Genomic DNA, 17,230 nt, shown 5'->3' with positions numbered 1-17,230 from the left:
GACCAGCGCTGGCGACAGCACACCCAACTCGAACGCGGTAATGCGGTCCGCGTGTATCGCGGAGCCAACTGGACGCGCGAGCGGTGAACGACGGCCCCGCTCCTTGGCGACATCGTCTGTCGCACCGGCCTTGAGCTTGCGAGACTGTCTGCGCATCGGGCGGATTTGGGTGGACATCGGCGTGCGCCATCAGGCGACGCTCGACATCGACAGCGGGGAATGGCGACCACCCGAAGCGTTATCCTGAGCCTGAGTTGATCATGACAGCCTGTTGTCCCTCCAGCAATGGAGCACCCTAACCGGCAAGACCCTTGATCCGTGCGGCAGCGGACAAGGTGAGACGGGCTCGTCGTCGGCGATCTGCGCGATCTCGCCAAGCAAGGCATCAACTTGGCGCAGGGCGAAGAGACCGATGAGGAGCCGAAGGAATCGCCTGACCCCATCGGACACCACGCCAGGCGATTTCAACGCGGGTCGGGTTGACATCTTCTGGCTCTGCAAGCACCGACTCTCAGCGGGCGTTTCTGGATCTGCCGGGACACACCGCCGCGTGACTCACATCGCGGGGAGCATGAAGAGGTCGGCCACTATCGAGTGATCGTCCGGTTGGCGATGATCAGCGGCTGCATCGTACACCACCAGCATCCGACGGGATTGGCTGTCATCGGTAAACCAGGCCACGCCCTCGGCGCGGTCGCTGCCTCGACCGTAAGGCACGTCTACCAGCCGCTCCAGTCGGTCGGCGGGAACGATGGACGCGTCATCGGGCTTGGCGCCGCCGGGCCAACGGAAGATCGCCACCGGCCCGTCGAGATCCATGCTCGGTCCGGCCAGGATCAGCAAGTCGGCGCCAGACACGCACAGATCGCGGATGCCGAGACCGCCCAGATGGAGAAAATGCTTGCGATAAGGCCCATTCGCCTCACCGATGGCCTTTAGGCCCAGCCTCGCCGGATCATCGTCATCCATGGCGACTTCCACTTCCAGAACCACCGCCCAGCCACGCAGAACCGGCCCGCGCAGACCGAGAAACAGGCGCTCGCCGACAACGGCCAGACCTTCGATGTCAAAGCCATTGTCCTTGCCCGGAATCGCCAGGAACGGCCCCAGATGTTTATCTTCCCGTAGCGATTCGGTCAGCACGTTACCTTGCTGATCGCCACGCAGTTGGGCGGCGGTGAGTTCCTTGTCTTTCCGTCGGGTCTTTTTCGCCAGCGCGAAAGTTTCGCCGCTGTCCTCGACGGGAATGCGGGCGATCAGTCGCGCTACCCGCCGTTCCCGGGGACTCCCGGAGTTTGGGCGTCAGCCCAAGGATCATTTATTCAGCCCATCATCCCGAGCGACTCGATCGAACGAATCCCGGTCAGCATCCTCGCCGACAGTCTTTACCTTACGGATTCCCGATCAGCACATAGATCGTACTGTCGCCGGTCTCCGACAACCCGAGCCCCAGATAGGCCGGGCCGATCCAGGTATCCGAGCCGAAGAAGACGCTCCCGCCGAAACGGGTCTCCTCCGGGCTCATGAGCACATCCTCGCCCGTTCTCGGGTTTTGGACGACGCCGTCCGAAAGCCAGCCGGCCTCCAGCGAGGCGCCCAAGAAGAGCCCGCGACCGATCGGCGGCGGCAGCGAGGCGATCTGGCGGTAATAGGCGAGCGCGCCAAAGGCCATGTCGTTGCCGCGAAACTGCTCATTGGCGAAGCCGGAGAGTTTGAGAAAGCCACCTAGCGGAAACTGGTCGTAATACGGCATGGTGGCGCCGAAGCTGCTTCCGGCCCGGAGTTTGGCGGTGATCGTATTGGCTCCGAAACTGTGGGCGGTGGTGGCGCTCAGCAGCGCGCGCGTGTAGTCGACATCCGCCCCCAGCGCGTGCAGCGGACTCAGCGACTCCAGTGCGAGCCGGATACCCGAGCGCGGCGCCCCGGCGCTGTCGAGCGTGTCGTAGGCGATGCGCCCACGCACGCCGGTATCGGTGATGCGATCCTCCGGAAGTTCGAGCGAGCCGGTGTCCAGCGCAACCTCGGTTTGGCCGAGATAGGGACCGACCCGCAACTCCACGCCCCGCAGCGTGGTACCCACATCCGCGCCGACCCGAACCCGCGTCACATCGTAGCGCGCCACCCGCTGATCCCCGACAAAGACGCTGTACGGACTCTGGCTGTAATCCAGAAAAGGCGCGACGAAGGCGGCTCGGTCGAGATCCAGCGGCTGATAGAATTCAGTGTGAAGACTGGGTGCATTGCCAAGCGTCAGCTCGGTGCTCCATTCGGCCCCAAGCCGGTTGACCCAGGTCTGATCGTAGGTGGCGCGCAGTCCGAAACGGCTGTCGCCCTGATTGTCGGATGCCAGACCCAGCCCGAATCCCAGATAACCCGGCCCCCACGCCTTCTCGACCGCATCGACGATGAGCAGATCGGAGCCGTCGTGCTGGGGCTCGAAGCGGTAGCTGATCCGTTCGAAATCGCCGCGTCCGTAGACCTTCTGGATTTCCTCGTCCAGCCGCGTGCGGTCGAAGGGCCGATTCGACTGGTTCTCGATCAGACCCTCGAAGACGCCGGTGTTCACCCGCTCCAGCCCCGCGATCTGCACCTCGCCCACCCGCTGCACCGGTTGGCCGGGGCCAAAACGCTCCCGCTTCCAGGCCGCGTATTCAGCCTCGCTCAAGCTGTAGCGCCGCAGACTGGGGGCCGCCTTGCGAGCCGCCGTCACGCCGGTGGCGATCGCCTCGGTGGCACGCGCGAAATCGCCGGAGCCGATGTTACCCAGGTTCGGGAGGATCAGCACGTCGCGACGGGGATCGATCTCCTTAAGCGACGTTGCCACGTTCTGCTCGGTCAGGATGGCGATCATCTGACCGGTGACGCCGAGAATACTGCCAAGCTGCTCGCGCGGGAGAAACCCGGATCCCAGGTTGACCACGATAAGCGTATCGACCCCCATCGACCGCGCCACGTCGACCGGCAGGTTGCGCACCAGCCCGCCGTCCACGTAGATGCGTCCCTCCCATTCCATGGGCGCGAACACGCCGGGCACCGCCATGCTGGCGCGCATGGCGACCGGCAGCGGCCCGCTCTTGAAGACCACCATCTCGCCATTCTCCAGATTGGTGGCAACGGCGCGGAACGGGATCGGCAGCGCATCGAAGTCCGGCGCCGTTTCCACGCCCTTGACCAGATCGTTGAAGAATAATTGAACCTTCTGACCCGAGATGGCGCCCTTGGGCAGTCGCAGATTGCCTTCGCGCACCCCGATCGTGAAATTCCAGGTCGGGTTAAAGGACGTCTCCTTGCGCCGCGCCGGCCACTCCTCGCGCGGCGGGTTGTCGTCGAAGAGGTTGCCCCAGTCCACCTGCGTCACCCGCCGTTCCAGCTCATCCGCCGGCACGCCTGCCGCATAGACCCCGCCCACCAATGAACCCATGCTGGTGCCCGCGATGGCATGGATCGGGATGCGCAGTTCTTCCAGAACCTTGAGCACGCCGATGTGCGCCGAGCCTTTCGCGCCGCCGCCGGCCAGCACCAGGCCGATGCGGGGACGCGACGGATCGCCGCCAGCGGCGACCGGCGCGCCCGATGGGACCGCCAACGACAGTGCCACGAACAGGATTGCAAAAGAAGCAAATAGAGTTCGTCTCATAAGATCTCGCCAGAATCCAGTGGGCAAGAGACGTCGGCAATCCGTCTCTCGAAGAGCGCGCGACGATCGGCGCATCATGCTCGTCTCAGTCAAGGAGCGGGTTCGGAATTTGCTCGGGATGCGGACCAGACGGTTGAACCGAACCCGCATTCGTTTGAGGCGAACCGACCACCAGATCAGGCGTGTGACGCTTCCGGCGCCGCCGCCTTGCAATCGCGGCTTCCGCGTGACTATCGCTGAAAAAAATCCCCGCGAGAAAGGCAAAATAAACCATGTTCGCAGGCATATGCAGGTTGTAGTCCACCAATGAGTGAAGCAGCATAAGAAAAAGACCGATCCCCGCGCCCACCTGGACAAAACGAAATCTCGACCAGACATCCCGCGTCCAGACCTTCACCCACTGGAAAAAATACAGACCGAGCAGCCACGCAATCAGGAGCGCGGCGGCCAGACCGCCCTCGAACAGCCATTGAAGGTAGTCATTGTGCGCATAATTCACGAACCACTGACCGAGATCGACTGGCTGAAAAGCAGGGAAAACAGCCGCATAGGTTCCTGGGCCACTGCCCAGCGGGAAAAAGGCGCCAATCCCGTCGATGGTCGCCGAAAACATCGTCCAGCGGAGATCCTCCATGGGATCCATCTCGGCAAAACGATCGAACACGGGAGCCAGGCCGATCACGATGCCGAATCCCAGCGCAAAGGCGATGACCGTCCCCGCCGGCCCGTAGACATTATCCCCGCCAATCCGCCGCGAAAACACCAATGTCGCCAGCAGCACGCCCAGCATGGTGAGCGCAATACCGGCGCGAGAGCGGGTAAAAATCATGCCAACGAGCAGAAGCATGGCCAGGACCGCGTAAACGAAGGCCGCGTGACCTCGCATGGAGCCGAAGAAAGACACGCGACGGCGCCAATCGCGGATCCGTTCGTGGTCGTGACGGCCCATGGAATAGAGAAAGAGCGCAAGCGTCACCGGCAGGACCATTTCAATGAGTCCGGCCAAGTGGTTGCGATTGGTATAGGTGCCCACGGCACTCCCGAAGCTCGCCGACTCCATCCCCAGATAGAGGCCGCTTTCCTTCCCTCCGCCAAATTGCATCAAACCAAGGATGGCCTCCGCCGCCACGATCCCGATGAGCAGCAGCACGAGCGTGACAATACGCTTCGAGTCCAGCGCTCGCGTACCCACGAACACGGCGACCGGCAACAGCAGCGCGAGAAACGCGGATTGCGTCTCCAGCGGCACGATCGAAAGGTTAAGGCTCACGGGAAAGCGGTCAAGACCGAGCAGGGACAGTGAGACAAGATAGGTCTCGCGCCCCGGCAGCACATTGCCAACCGAGACAGGCAGGGGAATCAGGTAAAGCAGCGGGATGATCAGAAGCAGTCCCAGCGCAAGGAATTCGCGCGCCGTCAGCACTCCGCGGGGGCGATTCCACAACACAACCGCCAGTGTCACAAGCGCCAGCAGCTCCAGGAAGAGGAGCGCGAGCGGAGGCTGTCCGGAACGAAACAAGGGAGCGACCAACAAGAGTAAAGCCAAAAGCGCGGTAACCGCTGGTTGGGCCATTGATTCTGCGTGCGCCCTCTCGGATTGAAACTTCGCGTCTTGATCTTGCCGGATGGTCCTCATAAAGTCATTGATCGATGGCGAATCCTCTTGAACCAAAAAATCCACAAGGTCAGGTTCCGCCAAATCACGAGGTGAATATGCCAAGTTAAAAACTCTTAAAATTGCCAGACTAAAGCAGGCGATTATGCTAGCGTATTCGAGTACGCATTGCCACACGCACCCGCCGTGGATACACCTCACCTCCCATGCTTTCAGCTTCCTCGCAAACACCCATGATTAAGCCACTCCGGTTCGTCCTCGCCGCCTTGATCTGTGCAAGCCTGCTGGCATGCGCAACGCCCAGAGTGAGTTCGTCGGCCAATTCCAGAGTGAGTTTGTCCGCCAGCTCCTATGCCGGCAATGCAGTCGCAAGCGTCCCACCTTCCCAGATGGTTCCCGACACCCAGCCAGCCGGCCCCATGTCCATGGTGCTCGGCCTCCCTCCCGCCCCAGGCGCCAACACCACCTACCGCATTGGTCCACAGGATCTGCTCAAGGTTGAGGTGTTTCGGGTGGACGAATTATCGAGCAAGGAGCGCGTCAGCCAGGATGGCAGCATCGTCATGCCGCTGATTGGCTCCGTGATGGTCGCCGGCCTGACTCCACAGGAAGCGGAAGACAGGCTTACCGACATTTTGGGAAAAGATTATTTACAGGATCCACAAGTCAATATTTTCGTCGAGGAATACGCCAGCCAAAAGGTGACCGTCACAGGTTCCGTGAAATCGCCTGGAGTCTTTCCCCTGACGGGTTACACCACACTGCTGCAGGCGGTCGCACTGGCGGGAGGGGTCGACGAGTTAGCGAATACCAAGGAAGTGGTCATCTTCAGGGGCCAGGGTGGCCCTGCGCAGGCCTACGTCGTCAACCTCAAAATGATCCAGGAAGGCGACCTTCAAGATCCCGTGGTGATCGGCGATGACCGAATCGTGATCCCGCAGTCGGGCAGCGCCGCGCTGATCAAGAACGTGACGGGCACCATCCGCGGATTCGTGCGGCCGATCTAAACCGCGTCAGCTCCAGCGCTGACCGGTTGTCGCCCCTCTGGCCGACCATTCGAAACGACGCCGGTCACTCTGAACGCGGTTTACCATTGATTCGAGGCTGAAGCACCAGAATGACAAACGGAAACAACGCTGAAGGCGCGATCCCGCCGAATTACCAGCTTGAACTCGCGACACAGCGCAAGGAGCTTCAGCGACTCAGTGGGATGCTCCAGGCCGCCAAGGCAGAGCCGGAGAGCGAGGATGTCATCGATCTGCGCGAGATCTGGAATCTGCTCGTGCGACGCCGCTGGACCATTGTCACGGCCGTGGCCGTGACGACGGTCGTCGCCCTGCTCTACAGCTTTCTGGCGGTCCCGATCTACCGCGCGACGCTCCTGCTCCAGATTGAACGCGAAGACAACAAGGTGGTGGAATATCAAAGCGTCACCCCGACGGAGCTGGACCCGTCGTCCAAGGATTTTTACCAAACGCAATACGAATTACTGAAAAGCCGCAGCCTTGCGCGCCGGATCATCGACCAGCTCGGACTGGAGTCATCGCCGAACTTCGTCAGCGAGAAAAAAGACTCTTTTCTCTCCGGTCTGTCCGAGACCCTGACAGGCTGGATGGCCAGCGGCGAAGCGCCGGAAGACGAAGCGCCGGAGGGGCAGAGGGCGCCCGGTCTGGAATCGCGTTTCCTGGCCAATCTAACCGTTGAGCCGCTCAGGAACTCACGGCTCGTGCGCCTGTATTACGATAGCCCGGATCCAAAGGAAGCCGCGGCGATCGCGAATGCCGTGGCCAGCAATTTCGTCAACACGAGTCTGGAGCGGCGTTTTGAGGCAACGTCCTATGCCAAAACCTTCCTCGCAGAGCAGATCCAGCAAATCCGGGCCAATCTTGAAGATTCGGAGCAGCGGTTGCTGACGTATGCGCGCGAACGCGAGATTGTCAACTTGGACGATCGGGTCGCGATTTACCTGAAAAAACTCGACGAAATGAGCACGGAGTTGATCAAGGCCGAAGCCGAGCGGATCAAGGCCGAGGCGGAGTATCAGGGGCTCCTGGACAACGGCGCATTCAACACCGGGACCGTGATCGACAGCCCCCTGATCCAGAAGCTCAAGGAGCGCAAGGCGGAACTGGAGACGCGCTATCAGGAGCAACTCAAGCTGTTCAAGCCCGGCTACCCCACGATGCAGGAACTCCAGCGCCAGATCGCCGAGGCCAGCCAGCAGATCCACGCGGAGTCGGCGGCGATCGCCGGATCGGTGAAAACCATCTTCGAGGCCAAGGTCCGGCAAGAAGCCAAGCTCACCCAGCGGACCAGCGAGATCAAGCAAGAGATCCTCAGCCTGCAGGACCGCAGCACCGACTACCAGACCCTCAAGCGAGAGGTCGACACGAATCGCGAACTCTACGACGGGCTCCTTCAGCGCATGAAGGAAGTCGGGGTGGTCGCGGGGATCGGCTCCAACAATATCGCGGTCGTCGACGCCGCGGAGGTACCGCGGAATAAATACAAGCCCTCAACCAAACTGAATCTCGCCATCGCCATCGCCCTCGGCCTGTTCGGCGGCGTACTGCTTGCGTTCCTGTTCGAGACGCTCGACGACACGATCAAGACCAGCGCCGACGTGGAGAAGCGGGTCGGCGCCCCGGTGCTCGGGATCATCCCGTACATCCAACCGCAGACACACAATAGCGCGGCGAACGACATCGCGCTGCTCGCGCACAAAGACCCCAAAAGCCCCTTGTCGGAAGCCTTCCGTTCGCTCCGAACGTCGCTGGTCTTCTCAACCGCCGAGGGTGCGCCCAAAGTCATCCACATCACCAGCTCCAGCCCAGGCGAAGGCAAAACGACTCTCGCCACCAGCACTGCCATCACCTTCGCTCAAACGGGGAGCAAAGTGCTCCTGATCGACGGTGACTTACGCAACCCGTCACTGCACAAAGCGTTTACGCTACCCAATTCCACTGGACTGACGAATTATCTCGCGAGCGACGCCAAGCCAGCGGAGATTGCAAAACCGACGCAAGTCAAAGGTCTCTTCGTCATGACCAGCGGTCCCCTGCCGCCGAATCCGGTTGAGCTTCTGTCCAGCGCCAAAATGCTGGATCTCGTCCGCCTCACCGCCGAGCGTTTCGACTATGTGCTCCTCGACGGTCCGCCGATCATCGGTCTCGCGGACGCCCTGGTGCTCGCCAGTCTCGCCAAGGCAACCATCTTCACCGTGGATGCGGGCGTCACGCGCATCGGCGCGCTGGAGGGCTCCATGAAGCGGCTGCGCGACGCCAACGTCAACCTGCTCGGCGCCGTCCTGACAAAATTCGGCAAGGCGGGTTCTGGCTATGGCTATGGCTATGGCTATGGCTATGGCTATGGCTATGACTACCACTACACCTACAACTACGGCGCCAAAAATGATCCGTTGATTGAACCGCCGCAAGAGGCGATGTCTTGACGGCTCACCGCGATGGCGCCCGAACTCCTCATCCTTGCACTCGATTTTTATCGGCATCCACTGCGCTATCGGCATCTGACCGAGCCGAAGCAGCCGCTTCCCGACGTCTTCGACACTCTGCTGATTGATTTCGCGGCCGCTCTCTCGCCCCAAAACATCGAGTCCGCGGCCCTCAAACTCGGTCAGAAACCCGCCGACATCGAGAAGGCCGCGCGCTTCTTCATCCGCCAGGTTCTTTTGCTCCCGGAAGCCGATCACTACCGTCTCCTCGGCCTTTCCCGGCACGCCTCCGAAGCGACAGTGCGCCTGCACTATCAACTGCTGGTACGACTCTTTCATCCGGACCGCCCCTCTGACGAAGCAGAGCTCGACTACTCCTTCACCGCTCGCATCAATGACGCTTACAGCACGCTACGCGACACGGACAGCCGGCAGCGGTATGACGCGCACTTGACAAGCATCGACAGACCGGTCTACCCGCAACCGAACGCTCGCACCTTCTTCCTGCCATCCGATCCGATCTTCACGCCATCCGACGACCTGCGATCAACACGCACCGCCGCGAGGACATGGCAAGTGGTTTCCGTTGGATCGCTGATCGGGTTTGTCCTAGCGGTTAGCGTGCTTGTGTTGCCGCAACGGATCGGCACGGCACCGTCCATTCGAGCCACCCCCGAGACAAGCAGCGGAATGACTCCGAAACCGAATGATCTGTCTCGGGAGACGAGCGCGGGAGACGCCCAAGGCGCGGAGACACAGCGCGTCGAGACCCTGAGAGCGGCGGCAGAACGCGCCGAAGCGGAGCGAGCGGAGGCGCAACGGGCAGAGGTCCAACGCGCCGAAGCTCAGCGAGCGGAGGATCAACGGGCGGAAGCACAACGCGCCGAAGCGGAGCGAGCCGAGGCGCAACGGGCGGAAGCGCAACGCGCCGAGATCCAGCGAGCGGAGACGCAACGGGCGGAAGCGCAACGCGCCGAGAGGCTGCGAGCGGAGGCGCAACGCGCCGAGAGCCAGCGAGCGGAGGCGCAACGGGCAAAAGCGCAACGCGCCGAAGCGGAGCGAGCGGAGGCGCAACGGGCAAAAGCGCAACGCGCCGAAAGCCAGCGAGCGGAAACGCAACGAGCAGAAGCGGAGGCTCAACGAGCGGAAGCGCAACGCGCCGAGAGCCAGCGAGCGGAGGCGCAACGGGCAAAAACGCAACGCGCCGAAGCGGAGCGAGCAGAGACGCAACGAACAGAGGCACTGCGAGCAGAGGCCCAACGCGCCGAGGCCCAGCGGGCGGGAGCGCAGCGCGCAGAGATCCAGCGGACAGAGGCCAACAGGCTTATCCAGCGGTTGGCGGGCGCCTACCAGCGTGGAGATGTTGGAGGCTTCGTCAATCTGTTTACCTCGGACGCCCAAGTCAATGAAGGCAGGGGTGCCGCCTTTATCCGCAAGGACTACAGCGATTTTTTTCAGCAAGCCTCTGAACAGAAACTTGACGTTCGCCAGACGATCTGGAAATCCACGAGCGACGGAAAGCTCATCGGCAAATCACAGGCCAGCGTGACCATCAGAGAAAAAGGCGCCTCGCACTTGCGCCACTTCGGCGGCACCTTGGAGTTCGAGCTGATCCGATCGCAGGGGGAACTCAGAATTTCCAAGATGCTGTATTCGCTCCACGAAGGCATATAGCGCCGCGCCGCCTTCAATCGATGTCTCCATCAGCGTTCGCCAACGAGAAAGCCAAGAGATTCGGAGCGCCCGCGACGTGACTTTCGCAGTGACCATAGGAACAACACCTTTGAAATTGATTGCGCGCACCCTGCTGCTCTGCGTCACGGGTCTACTCGTCTGGCGCATCGTCGCGCTGGGGATCTCAGAACACTACGTGGATCGACTACGCGAAGGCGATCCCGGCGCGGCTGACAAAGCATTGGCTTGGCAGGCAAACCAACCCAAGGCGGCCTATCGTGTCGCGCTCGCGCGGATCGATCAGGATCCCGATCAAGGCGTCGTGCTGTTGAAAGAAGCCTACGCGAACAATCCCGCCGAGGTGCGTCCCTTGATCGCGCTCGCCAAGCTCGCCGATTCCCAGGGGAAACCAAGTCAAGCGCAAGCCCTCCTGTCTCAGGCCACCAAGCTCAATCCCGCGGATTCAGTCATCCGCAAGGAAGTCGCGGGCTATTGGATATCCAAAGGCGATCTGGAACAAGCCATGCAGCATTGGTCGCACGCGCTAGAAGCACAACCAACCGAAAGATCAACGCTCTTTCCGCTCTTCCTCAACATTGCGGAAAATCCCGAAACACTGGGCTTTTTCAGATCATTCGCCACCTCGCCGCCAACCTGGTGGGAGCCCTTCTTCGCCGATCTGGCGCGGCGCGCGCTTCATCTGGAAACCGTTCGCGCGCTCTATGCCATGCGACGCAACGCAGCGGGCACGCCAATCACCCCGCAAGAGCGCAAAGCCTACATGGCACGCCTTCAAAAGGAGGGCGAGCTCACCGAGGCCTACCTCGCCTGGGTGAACGGACTGAACGCAACCGAAAGGTCGCAGCTCGGCATGATCAACAACGGCAGCTTTGAACTGGAGCCAAGCAATAGCGGCTTCGACTGGCACATCGCGCAAACCGCCAACGTTACTGTCGAGACCGCAAAGACCTACGATGTCCACGGCAACAGAGCGCTGCACCTGATCTTCAAGCACAGAGAGGGGCGTTTCGCGCATGTTTACCAACCGCTCTTTCTGAACGCCGCGACCTATCGCCTGACCGGAAAGGTACGAACCGACAGCCTGGAAAGCCTTGGTGGGCTTCAGTGGAGGATTCAATGCACAACCCCAAGCGTCAACACGCTGGGCAATAGCGAGCGCTTTCTCGGTTCGGGAGACTGGCGGACATTCACCGTCGAGTTTCAAGTCCCGGACACCTGCACGGCGCAGGAAATTCGCCTCGTCTCGGCCGGAAGCAAGGCGTTCGAGCACAAAATCACAGGCGGGGCTTGGTTTGACGCGATGGTCTTACGCCGGATCGCTTTACCCACCCCCCAACCGTGAACGGATTCGCGGGGGAAGCCTCAAATCGCCGATCGCAAAATCCAGCAAATTCGCCAGCGCACGTCGGTCATTTTTTTCTATAATGGCTCCTGGATACGCGTTGGCCGCCAGTCCATCATCAAGCTCGGAGAGGATATGAGTCATGTGTAAGAGAAAATTCGTTGAGTCCACGATTACGGCACTCGGACTGACCCTTGTGTGTCACACCATCCATGCCGCCGAGCCGATCGGAGCCTTCTCCCGTATCGAGGGATTTGCCGTCGTCGTCAGCCATGGCGGCCAGTACATCAAGGGCCACGAAGGCATGGCCTTAAGCGAAGGCGATCGCCTGATGATGTTGGAGGGCGGGAAAGCCACGATCGCATTCAAGGACGGGTGCCAGTACGTCGTTGCCGATGACGAGTTGCTCAGCATTGGAGTCACCAGCGCCTGCGCCGCAAAAGGCGCTGGCAGCTTAAAGATCGATCCGTATACGGCAATTTCGCAGACTCTTCCCACATCTCAAGGTTTTCAGCTCGCCGCATTTGGCGCAACTGACCGAGATGACCGAGATGACGGAGCTGGTGTAGTTGGCGGAGCTGGCGGAGCTGGCGGAGCTGGTGCAACTGGCGGAGCTGGTGCAACTGGCGGAGCTGGTGCAACTGGCGGAGCTGGTGCAACTGGCGGAGCTGGCGGAGCTGGTGCAGTTGGCGGAGCTGGTGCAGCTGGCGGAGCTGGTGCAGTTGGCGGAGCTGGTGCAGCTGGCGGAACTGGTGCAGCTGGCGCAGCTGGTGCAGCTGGCGCAGCCACCGGACTTTCAATCGCGGCAGGCCTGGGAATCGCGGTATTCGCTCTTAATGAATCCACCAGCAACGACAACCGAGACAACAGAACATCACCCAGCAATTAAGCTTCCCATCGGCATTGCGTGCTCAGCGTTTGCGCTGGTCGAACCTCGGAAAGCCATGAGTCGGCGATCTTGGCGTGGGCCGCGCGAATGCGAGTCGCGTGCGAGCCGGTTCTCCGCCACGGGCAGGCCATACCGGGAGACGGTGTTGGCCTGCTGGTCACTCACCGCCATGAAGCGAAGGATTTTCCGTTCGTCCCGAGCTTGTCAAAGGATCTGAATCCAGATGCATGAACTGATCACCCGCCTCAACAGTCGCGAATCCCTCATCGGCATCCTCGGCCTTGGTTATGTGGGCCTGCCCTTGATGCTGCGCTTCGCCGAGGTCGGCTATCGCGTACTCGGCTTCGATATCGACGCCGACAAGGTCGAACAGCTCCAGCAAGGCCAAAGCTATATCGAGCACATCCCCGCCGAGCAGATCGGCCGGGCCATCGCCAACGGCTTCCGCGCCACGACCGACTTCAGCCGCGCCACCGAATGCGACGCGCTCATCCTCTGTGTCCCAACGCCGCTCAACCGATACCGCGAGCCGGATCTGAGCTTCGTCCTCCAGACCACCGAGTCGATCATCCCCCATCTGCGCGCGAGCCAGGTCGTGGTCCTCGAAAGCACCACCTGGCCCGGCACCACGGACGAAGAGCTGCGACCGCGCATCGAGCGCACCGGCCTCAAGGTCGGAAAGGACATTTTTCTCGTCTTCTCACCCGAACGCGAAGACCCCGGCAACCCCGCCTTCCAGACGCGCACCATCCCGAAGGTCGTCGGCGGCGTCACCCCGGCCTGCCGCGAGGTCGGACTGGCGCTCTACGCCCAGGTCATCGATCGGCTGGTGCCCGTCAGCTCGACGCGCGCCGCCGAGATGACCAAACTGCTGGAAAACATCCACCGCGCCGTCAACATCGGCCTGGTCAACGAGCTCAAGATCGTCTGCGACCGCATGGACATCGACATCCACGAGGTCATCCGCGCCGCGGCGACCAAACCCTTCGGCTTCACGCCCTACTATCCAGGCCCAGGGCTTGGCGGTCACTGCATCCCCATCGACCCCTTCTATCTCACCTGGAAGGCGCGCGAATACGGACTCAGCACCCGCTTCATCGAGCTGGCCGGCGAGGTCAACGCCAACATGCCGCACTGGGTGGTCGGCAAGATCGCCGACGCCCTGAACGAGCGCGGCCAAGCGCTCAAGGACGCCAACATCCTGGTCCTCGGGATCGCCTACAAGAAGAACGTCGACGACCGGCGCGAGTCACCCGCCATCGAAATCATGGAACAACTCCAGAGCAAGGGAGCCAGCGTCAGCTACTCCGATCCCCATGTTCCCAAGTTCATCAAGATGCGCAAGTACGACTTCGATCTCGCCTCCATCGCGCTGACGCCTCAAACACTCGCCGCCGCCGACTGCATCCTGATCGCCACCGATCACGACCGCTTCGACTACGACCTCATCAAGACCCACGCCCGGCTCATCGTCGATACCCGTGGCGTCTATCGCGAACCGGCCGCGCACATCGTGAAAGCCTGACGAGACGGCGACGGCGAAACCAGTCGCGACTTCTGTTACATCGACAACGCCGTCCAGGCCAACCTCCTGGCCGCCACCGTCACCGACCCGGTCGCCGTCAATCAGGTCTACAACGTCGCCGTCGGCGAGCGCACCACGCTCAACGCGCTCTTCGCGGCCATCCGCGAGACACTCGCGCCCCGCTTCCCGCATCTGTGCGACATCCACCCGCGCTACCGCGACTTCCGACCGGGCGACGTGCGCCACTCGCTGGCCGACATCGACAAGGCTCGGACCCGGCTCGGCTATGCGCCCAGCCACCGACTGGGCGATGGGCTGGCCGAGGCGATGGCCTGGTATGTGGAAGATCTCACTCGCGCTGCCTCCCAAGATCTCGGCTGATGAGCGCCTTGCATTGTTCGCCACGGAAGAACACGCAAGACATTCAAGCCGGACGGGGCATTCGCCCCGTTCGGAAGCGTTTCCGCCCTCGGAGTTCGGCGCGATGCGCGAGTGTTGGCAAAACGTGCGGGACGGGGTGAATACCCCGTCCCGCCTGGAAGTGCGGATCAGTCCATTAAGCAAGTTTGCTCAAGATAAATGGAGCAGAATCAAGCATGAAAGGTGAATTCACAGCGATTATCGAGGCAGCCCCGGAAGGTGGTTTTTGGGCGATTTGCCCGGAGATACCTGGCGCGAATGGACAAGGAGAGACGCTAGAGGAAACCAAGGAGAGTCTGCGACAAGCCATCGAAATGATCCTGGAGGACCGCACCTCGGATATCCTGCGTGGACTTCCACAGGATGCCATTCGCGACACGGTCGCTATTGGATGAAAAGACTTTTCCTGGAGAGAAAGTTGCGAATCGCCGGCTCTGCTACTTGAAACGCGAAGGTGCATCGCATGCGCTTTGGATCAATCCCGCGAACGGTAAAACCGAAGCCGTGCCTCGGCACACTGAAATCAAGGATCCCTTGGCAAGAAAGATTCTAAAGAGCCTGGGTGCGGAGTGAATCGTTCCTAAAGCCATCGAAAAATCTTCCGATGGCACGTCAGCCGAACCGTGCTGCTGACGATTCACGGGCCGGGGTCGCGCCGGCCATGGGCGAATGGATCGCCGGTCGCGCCGCGCCCCGAGGGGCCGGTGGCGACCGGGATCGGTTTTGCGACCGACCGCCCGCACGGGAGCACGCTTCGCTTTGCCCATCCTACAAAACTGCGTCATCACTCGCCAGCCGGACGGGGCATTCGCCCCGTTCGGAAGCGTTTCCACCCTCGGAGTTCGGCGCGATGCGCGAGTGTTGGCCAAACGTGCGGGACGGGGTGAATACCCCGTCCCGCCTGAAGCAACAAAAAATAGTGGAAAACGTGGTCTGTCCCTGAGGTATCCCCAGGGTCTGTCCCGGTTTTTTCTGCCGCCGGGCCAGCCCAGAACGCTGGATCCGTCTGGCTGAGGAAGCTTGCTAATCAGGTCTCGACTTGAATCTCCGAACACAGACGCCTAATGTTGCCTCATGGAGATTGAATTCGACCCAGACAAGGCCGCTGCCAACCCGTTCAATCACGAGGGTGTGACTTTCGATGAGGCACGGAATGTCCTGCTCGATCCCTACGCGCTGACCCGTGAAGAGACGGATACGGAGAACGAACAGCGCTTCGTGACGCTAGGCATGGGCGGCTTGGGGCGTGTTCTTGTGGTGGTCTGGACGCTCAGAGGGGAACACCTTCGTCTGATTTCCGCTTGGAAGGCTAACCAACCTCAACGGCGCCGCTATGAACAACAATTCTGACCCGCTTTTTGATCGCTATGCTGAACTGGATTTTTCCGATGCCAAGCCCGTTTCCGAGGTGCCAGCCCTAGTGCGGCTGCAGGCCGAGCGGGGTAGCCAATCCCAGATCCTAATGCAGGTGGATAACAAGATTTTGGCCGCGTTCAAAGCGCGCGCCGAGATCCTGGGTGGCAATTATCAAACGTTGATGAACGATGCGCTGCGCCAGTTTGTTGAGGGGCAGACGCTCGCTGATGTGGTGCGAGAGACAATTCGGCGCGAACTCCATCAAGGCTCCTGATCGAAAGGCCGGGGTCTGTCACCGCCGGGTAGAGTAGAGAGCAGACATCCCGCGCCCGTAGATCCGGCCTATCTGTTTCCGCCCCTTTCGTCTGACGGTGCCTCATTAGCCGAACCATAGTTACAGGATACCAGCCCTCCCTCATCAAACCGTGCATACAGTTCTCCCGTACACGGCTTTCCGATGTGCTTCACGCCAATGCATGCGCTGATCGCCAGCCTGCGGTGGTTGGGACTTTGAACAGTCCAAGGTGGCCGTAGAGATGCGCATTGGGGAACCGGCTGTATCTCAAGCCGGACGGGGCATTCGCCCCGTTCGGAAGCGTTTGCACCCTCGGAGTTCGGCGCGATGCACGAGTGTTGGCAAAACGTGCGGGACGGGGTGAATACCCCGTCCCGCCTGAAATGCCTTTCGCATGATGATGATCCGCACGGCGCAAGAGCATGCCTTGCCCTTTGAACCGCTCGTCCCGAACGAGGAAACCATCGCCGCCATGCGTGCCGCGCGTGAGGGCCAAGTGGAAACCGTCACGCTGGATCAGTTGCAAGCGTTGCTGGATGCGGACGATTAAGCAAACGGCAAGCTTCAAGCGCGACCTGAAACGCGAAGCCAAAGGAAAACACCGGCCATCTCTGCAAACCGAATTCACGACCATCATCGAGAGTCTTGCTCGAGCTTTCCAGGGACGAGGCCCATGACCGCCAAGATCTTCTGGAGGCACAGAGTCTGGATGAGGTGTTGCATTGATGGGATCACACCAGGACGCGGCTTACTTCCGAACGCACGATTCGGGATGTTGCTTTTCAAGACCTGACTCCGGTTTTTGCCCCCGGTTTTCCTTTCAAGACCTGACCGTATGCCGTAACAGGCTGATTAACTTGCTGGTTAAAGTCCAGCCGATGGAGTTGCTCGTACACCATTGTAGTGCCCCGGAGCGGCGTTTGGGTAACCAAGGGTCGTGAGTTCCGAGGGTGCAAAACCGCAGGCCGCAGCGCAAGCGAACTGAGATGTAGCCTCGTCACTTAG

General features: G+C 61.1%; 13 protein-coding genes and 1 pseudogene. 11 read left to right on the top strand and 3 right to left on the bottom strand.

The window, feature by feature from the left end; all coding sequences use genetic code 11:
* Positions 1–555: 555 nt before the first annotated feature.
* The 3 genes from CCR95_RS16735 to CCR95_RS26135 all read right to left on the bottom strand — a co-directional run bounded on the left by CCR95_RS16735 (position 556) and on the right by CCR95_RS26135 (position 5,483).
* A complete protein-coding gene (locus CCR95_RS16735) occupies positions 556–1,257 on the bottom strand; it encodes a DUF3616 domain-containing protein (RefSeq protein WP_338115417.1) in 702 nt (233 codons plus the stop codon).
* 133 nt (positions 1,258–1,390) lie between these two features.
* Positions 1,391–3,637, bottom strand: coding sequence for a patatin-like phospholipase family protein (locus CCR95_RS16730; protein WP_201096375.1), 2,247 nt, complete (start codon positions 3,635–3,637; stop codon positions 1,391–1,393).
* 85 nt (positions 3,638–3,722) lie between these two features.
* Positions 3,723–5,483, bottom strand: a complete 1,761-nt coding sequence (locus CCR95_RS26135) for an O-antigen ligase family protein (RefSeq protein ID WP_201096365.1) — start codon at positions 5,481–5,483, stop codon at positions 3,723–3,725.
* A gap of 2 nt (positions 5,484–5,485) precedes the next feature.
* On the opposite strand from CCR95_RS26135, the gene CCR95_RS16720 reads away from it, so the two are divergent.
* The 11 genes and pseudogenes from CCR95_RS16720 to CCR95_RS16670 all read left to right on the top strand — a co-directional run bounded on the left by CCR95_RS16720 (position 5,486) and on the right by CCR95_RS16670 (position 16,775).
* Positions 5,486–6,259 carry a polysaccharide biosynthesis/export family protein gene (locus CCR95_RS16720; protein WP_207188658.1) on the top strand — a complete coding sequence of 258 codons (774 nt, stop codon included), beginning with the start codon at positions 5,486–5,488 and terminating at the stop codon, positions 6,257–6,259.
* 110 nt (positions 6,260–6,369) lie between these two features.
* Positions 6,370–8,703, top strand: coding sequence for a GumC family protein (locus tag CCR95_RS16715; RefSeq protein ID WP_201096361.1), 2,334 nt, complete (start codon positions 6,370–6,372; stop codon positions 8,701–8,703).
* Between the two features lie 12 nt (positions 8,704–8,715).
* Positions 8,716–10,377 carry a J domain-containing protein gene (locus tag CCR95_RS16710; RefSeq protein ID WP_201096352.1) on the top strand — a complete coding sequence of 554 codons (1,662 nt, stop codon included), beginning with the start codon at positions 8,716–8,718 and terminating at the stop codon, positions 10,375–10,377.
* 109 nt (positions 10,378–10,486) lie between these two features.
* Complete coding sequence (locus CCR95_RS16705) at positions 10,487–11,740, top strand: tetratricopeptide repeat protein (protein WP_201096344.1); 1,254 nt, start codon at positions 10,487–10,489, stop codon at positions 11,738–11,740.
* Positions 11,741–12,309: 569 nt separating this feature from the next.
* The gene (locus tag CCR95_RS16700; RefSeq protein ID WP_201096342.1) at positions 12,310–12,846 is read left to right on the top strand and encodes a hypothetical protein; all 537 of its coding nucleotides are present in this window, start codon (positions 12,310–12,312) and stop codon (positions 12,844–12,846) included.
* A gap of 6 nt (positions 12,847–12,852) precedes the next feature.
* Positions 12,853–14,154, top strand: coding sequence for a nucleotide sugar dehydrogenase (locus CCR95_RS16695; protein WP_201096340.1), 1,302 nt, complete (start codon positions 12,853–12,855; stop codon positions 14,152–14,154).
* A gap of 18 nt (positions 14,155–14,172) precedes the next feature.
* A pseudogene (locus tag CCR95_RS16690) lies at positions 14,173–14,535 on the top strand (LPS biosynthesis protein WbpP); the annotation flags it as partial.
* 215 nt (positions 14,536–14,750) lie between these two features.
* On the top strand, positions 14,751–14,969 hold the full coding sequence (locus CCR95_RS16685) for a type II toxin-antitoxin system HicB family antitoxin (RefSeq protein WP_201096332.1): 219 nt from the start codon (positions 14,751–14,753) through the stop codon (positions 14,967–14,969).
* A gap of 679 nt (positions 14,970–15,648) precedes the next feature.
* The gene (locus CCR95_RS16680) at positions 15,649–15,924 is read left to right on the top strand and encodes a BrnT family toxin (protein ID WP_201096330.1); all 276 of its coding nucleotides are present in this window, start codon (positions 15,649–15,651) and stop codon (positions 15,922–15,924) included.
* Positions 15,908–16,204 carry a BrnA antitoxin family protein gene (locus CCR95_RS16675; RefSeq protein WP_201096328.1) on the top strand — a complete coding sequence of 99 codons (297 nt, stop codon included), beginning with the start codon at positions 15,908–15,910 and terminating at the stop codon, positions 16,202–16,204. Before CCR95_RS16680 ends, CCR95_RS16675 begins: the two co-directional genes overlap by 17 nt.
* A 415-nt stretch (positions 16,205–16,619) precedes the next feature.
* The gene (locus CCR95_RS16670; protein WP_201096314.1) at positions 16,620–16,775 is read left to right on the top strand and encodes a type II toxin-antitoxin system RelB/DinJ family antitoxin; all 156 of its coding nucleotides are present in this window, start codon (positions 16,620–16,622) and stop codon (positions 16,773–16,775) included.
* Positions 16,776–17,230: the final 455 nt, after the last annotated feature.

It is taken from the genome of Thiocystis minor (assembly GCF_016653465.1).
GTDB classification, from domain to species: Bacteria; Pseudomonadota; Gammaproteobacteria; order Chromatiales; family Chromatiaceae; genus Chromatium; species Chromatium minus.
This window is presented reverse-complemented; position numbering and strand designations above follow the sequence as displayed.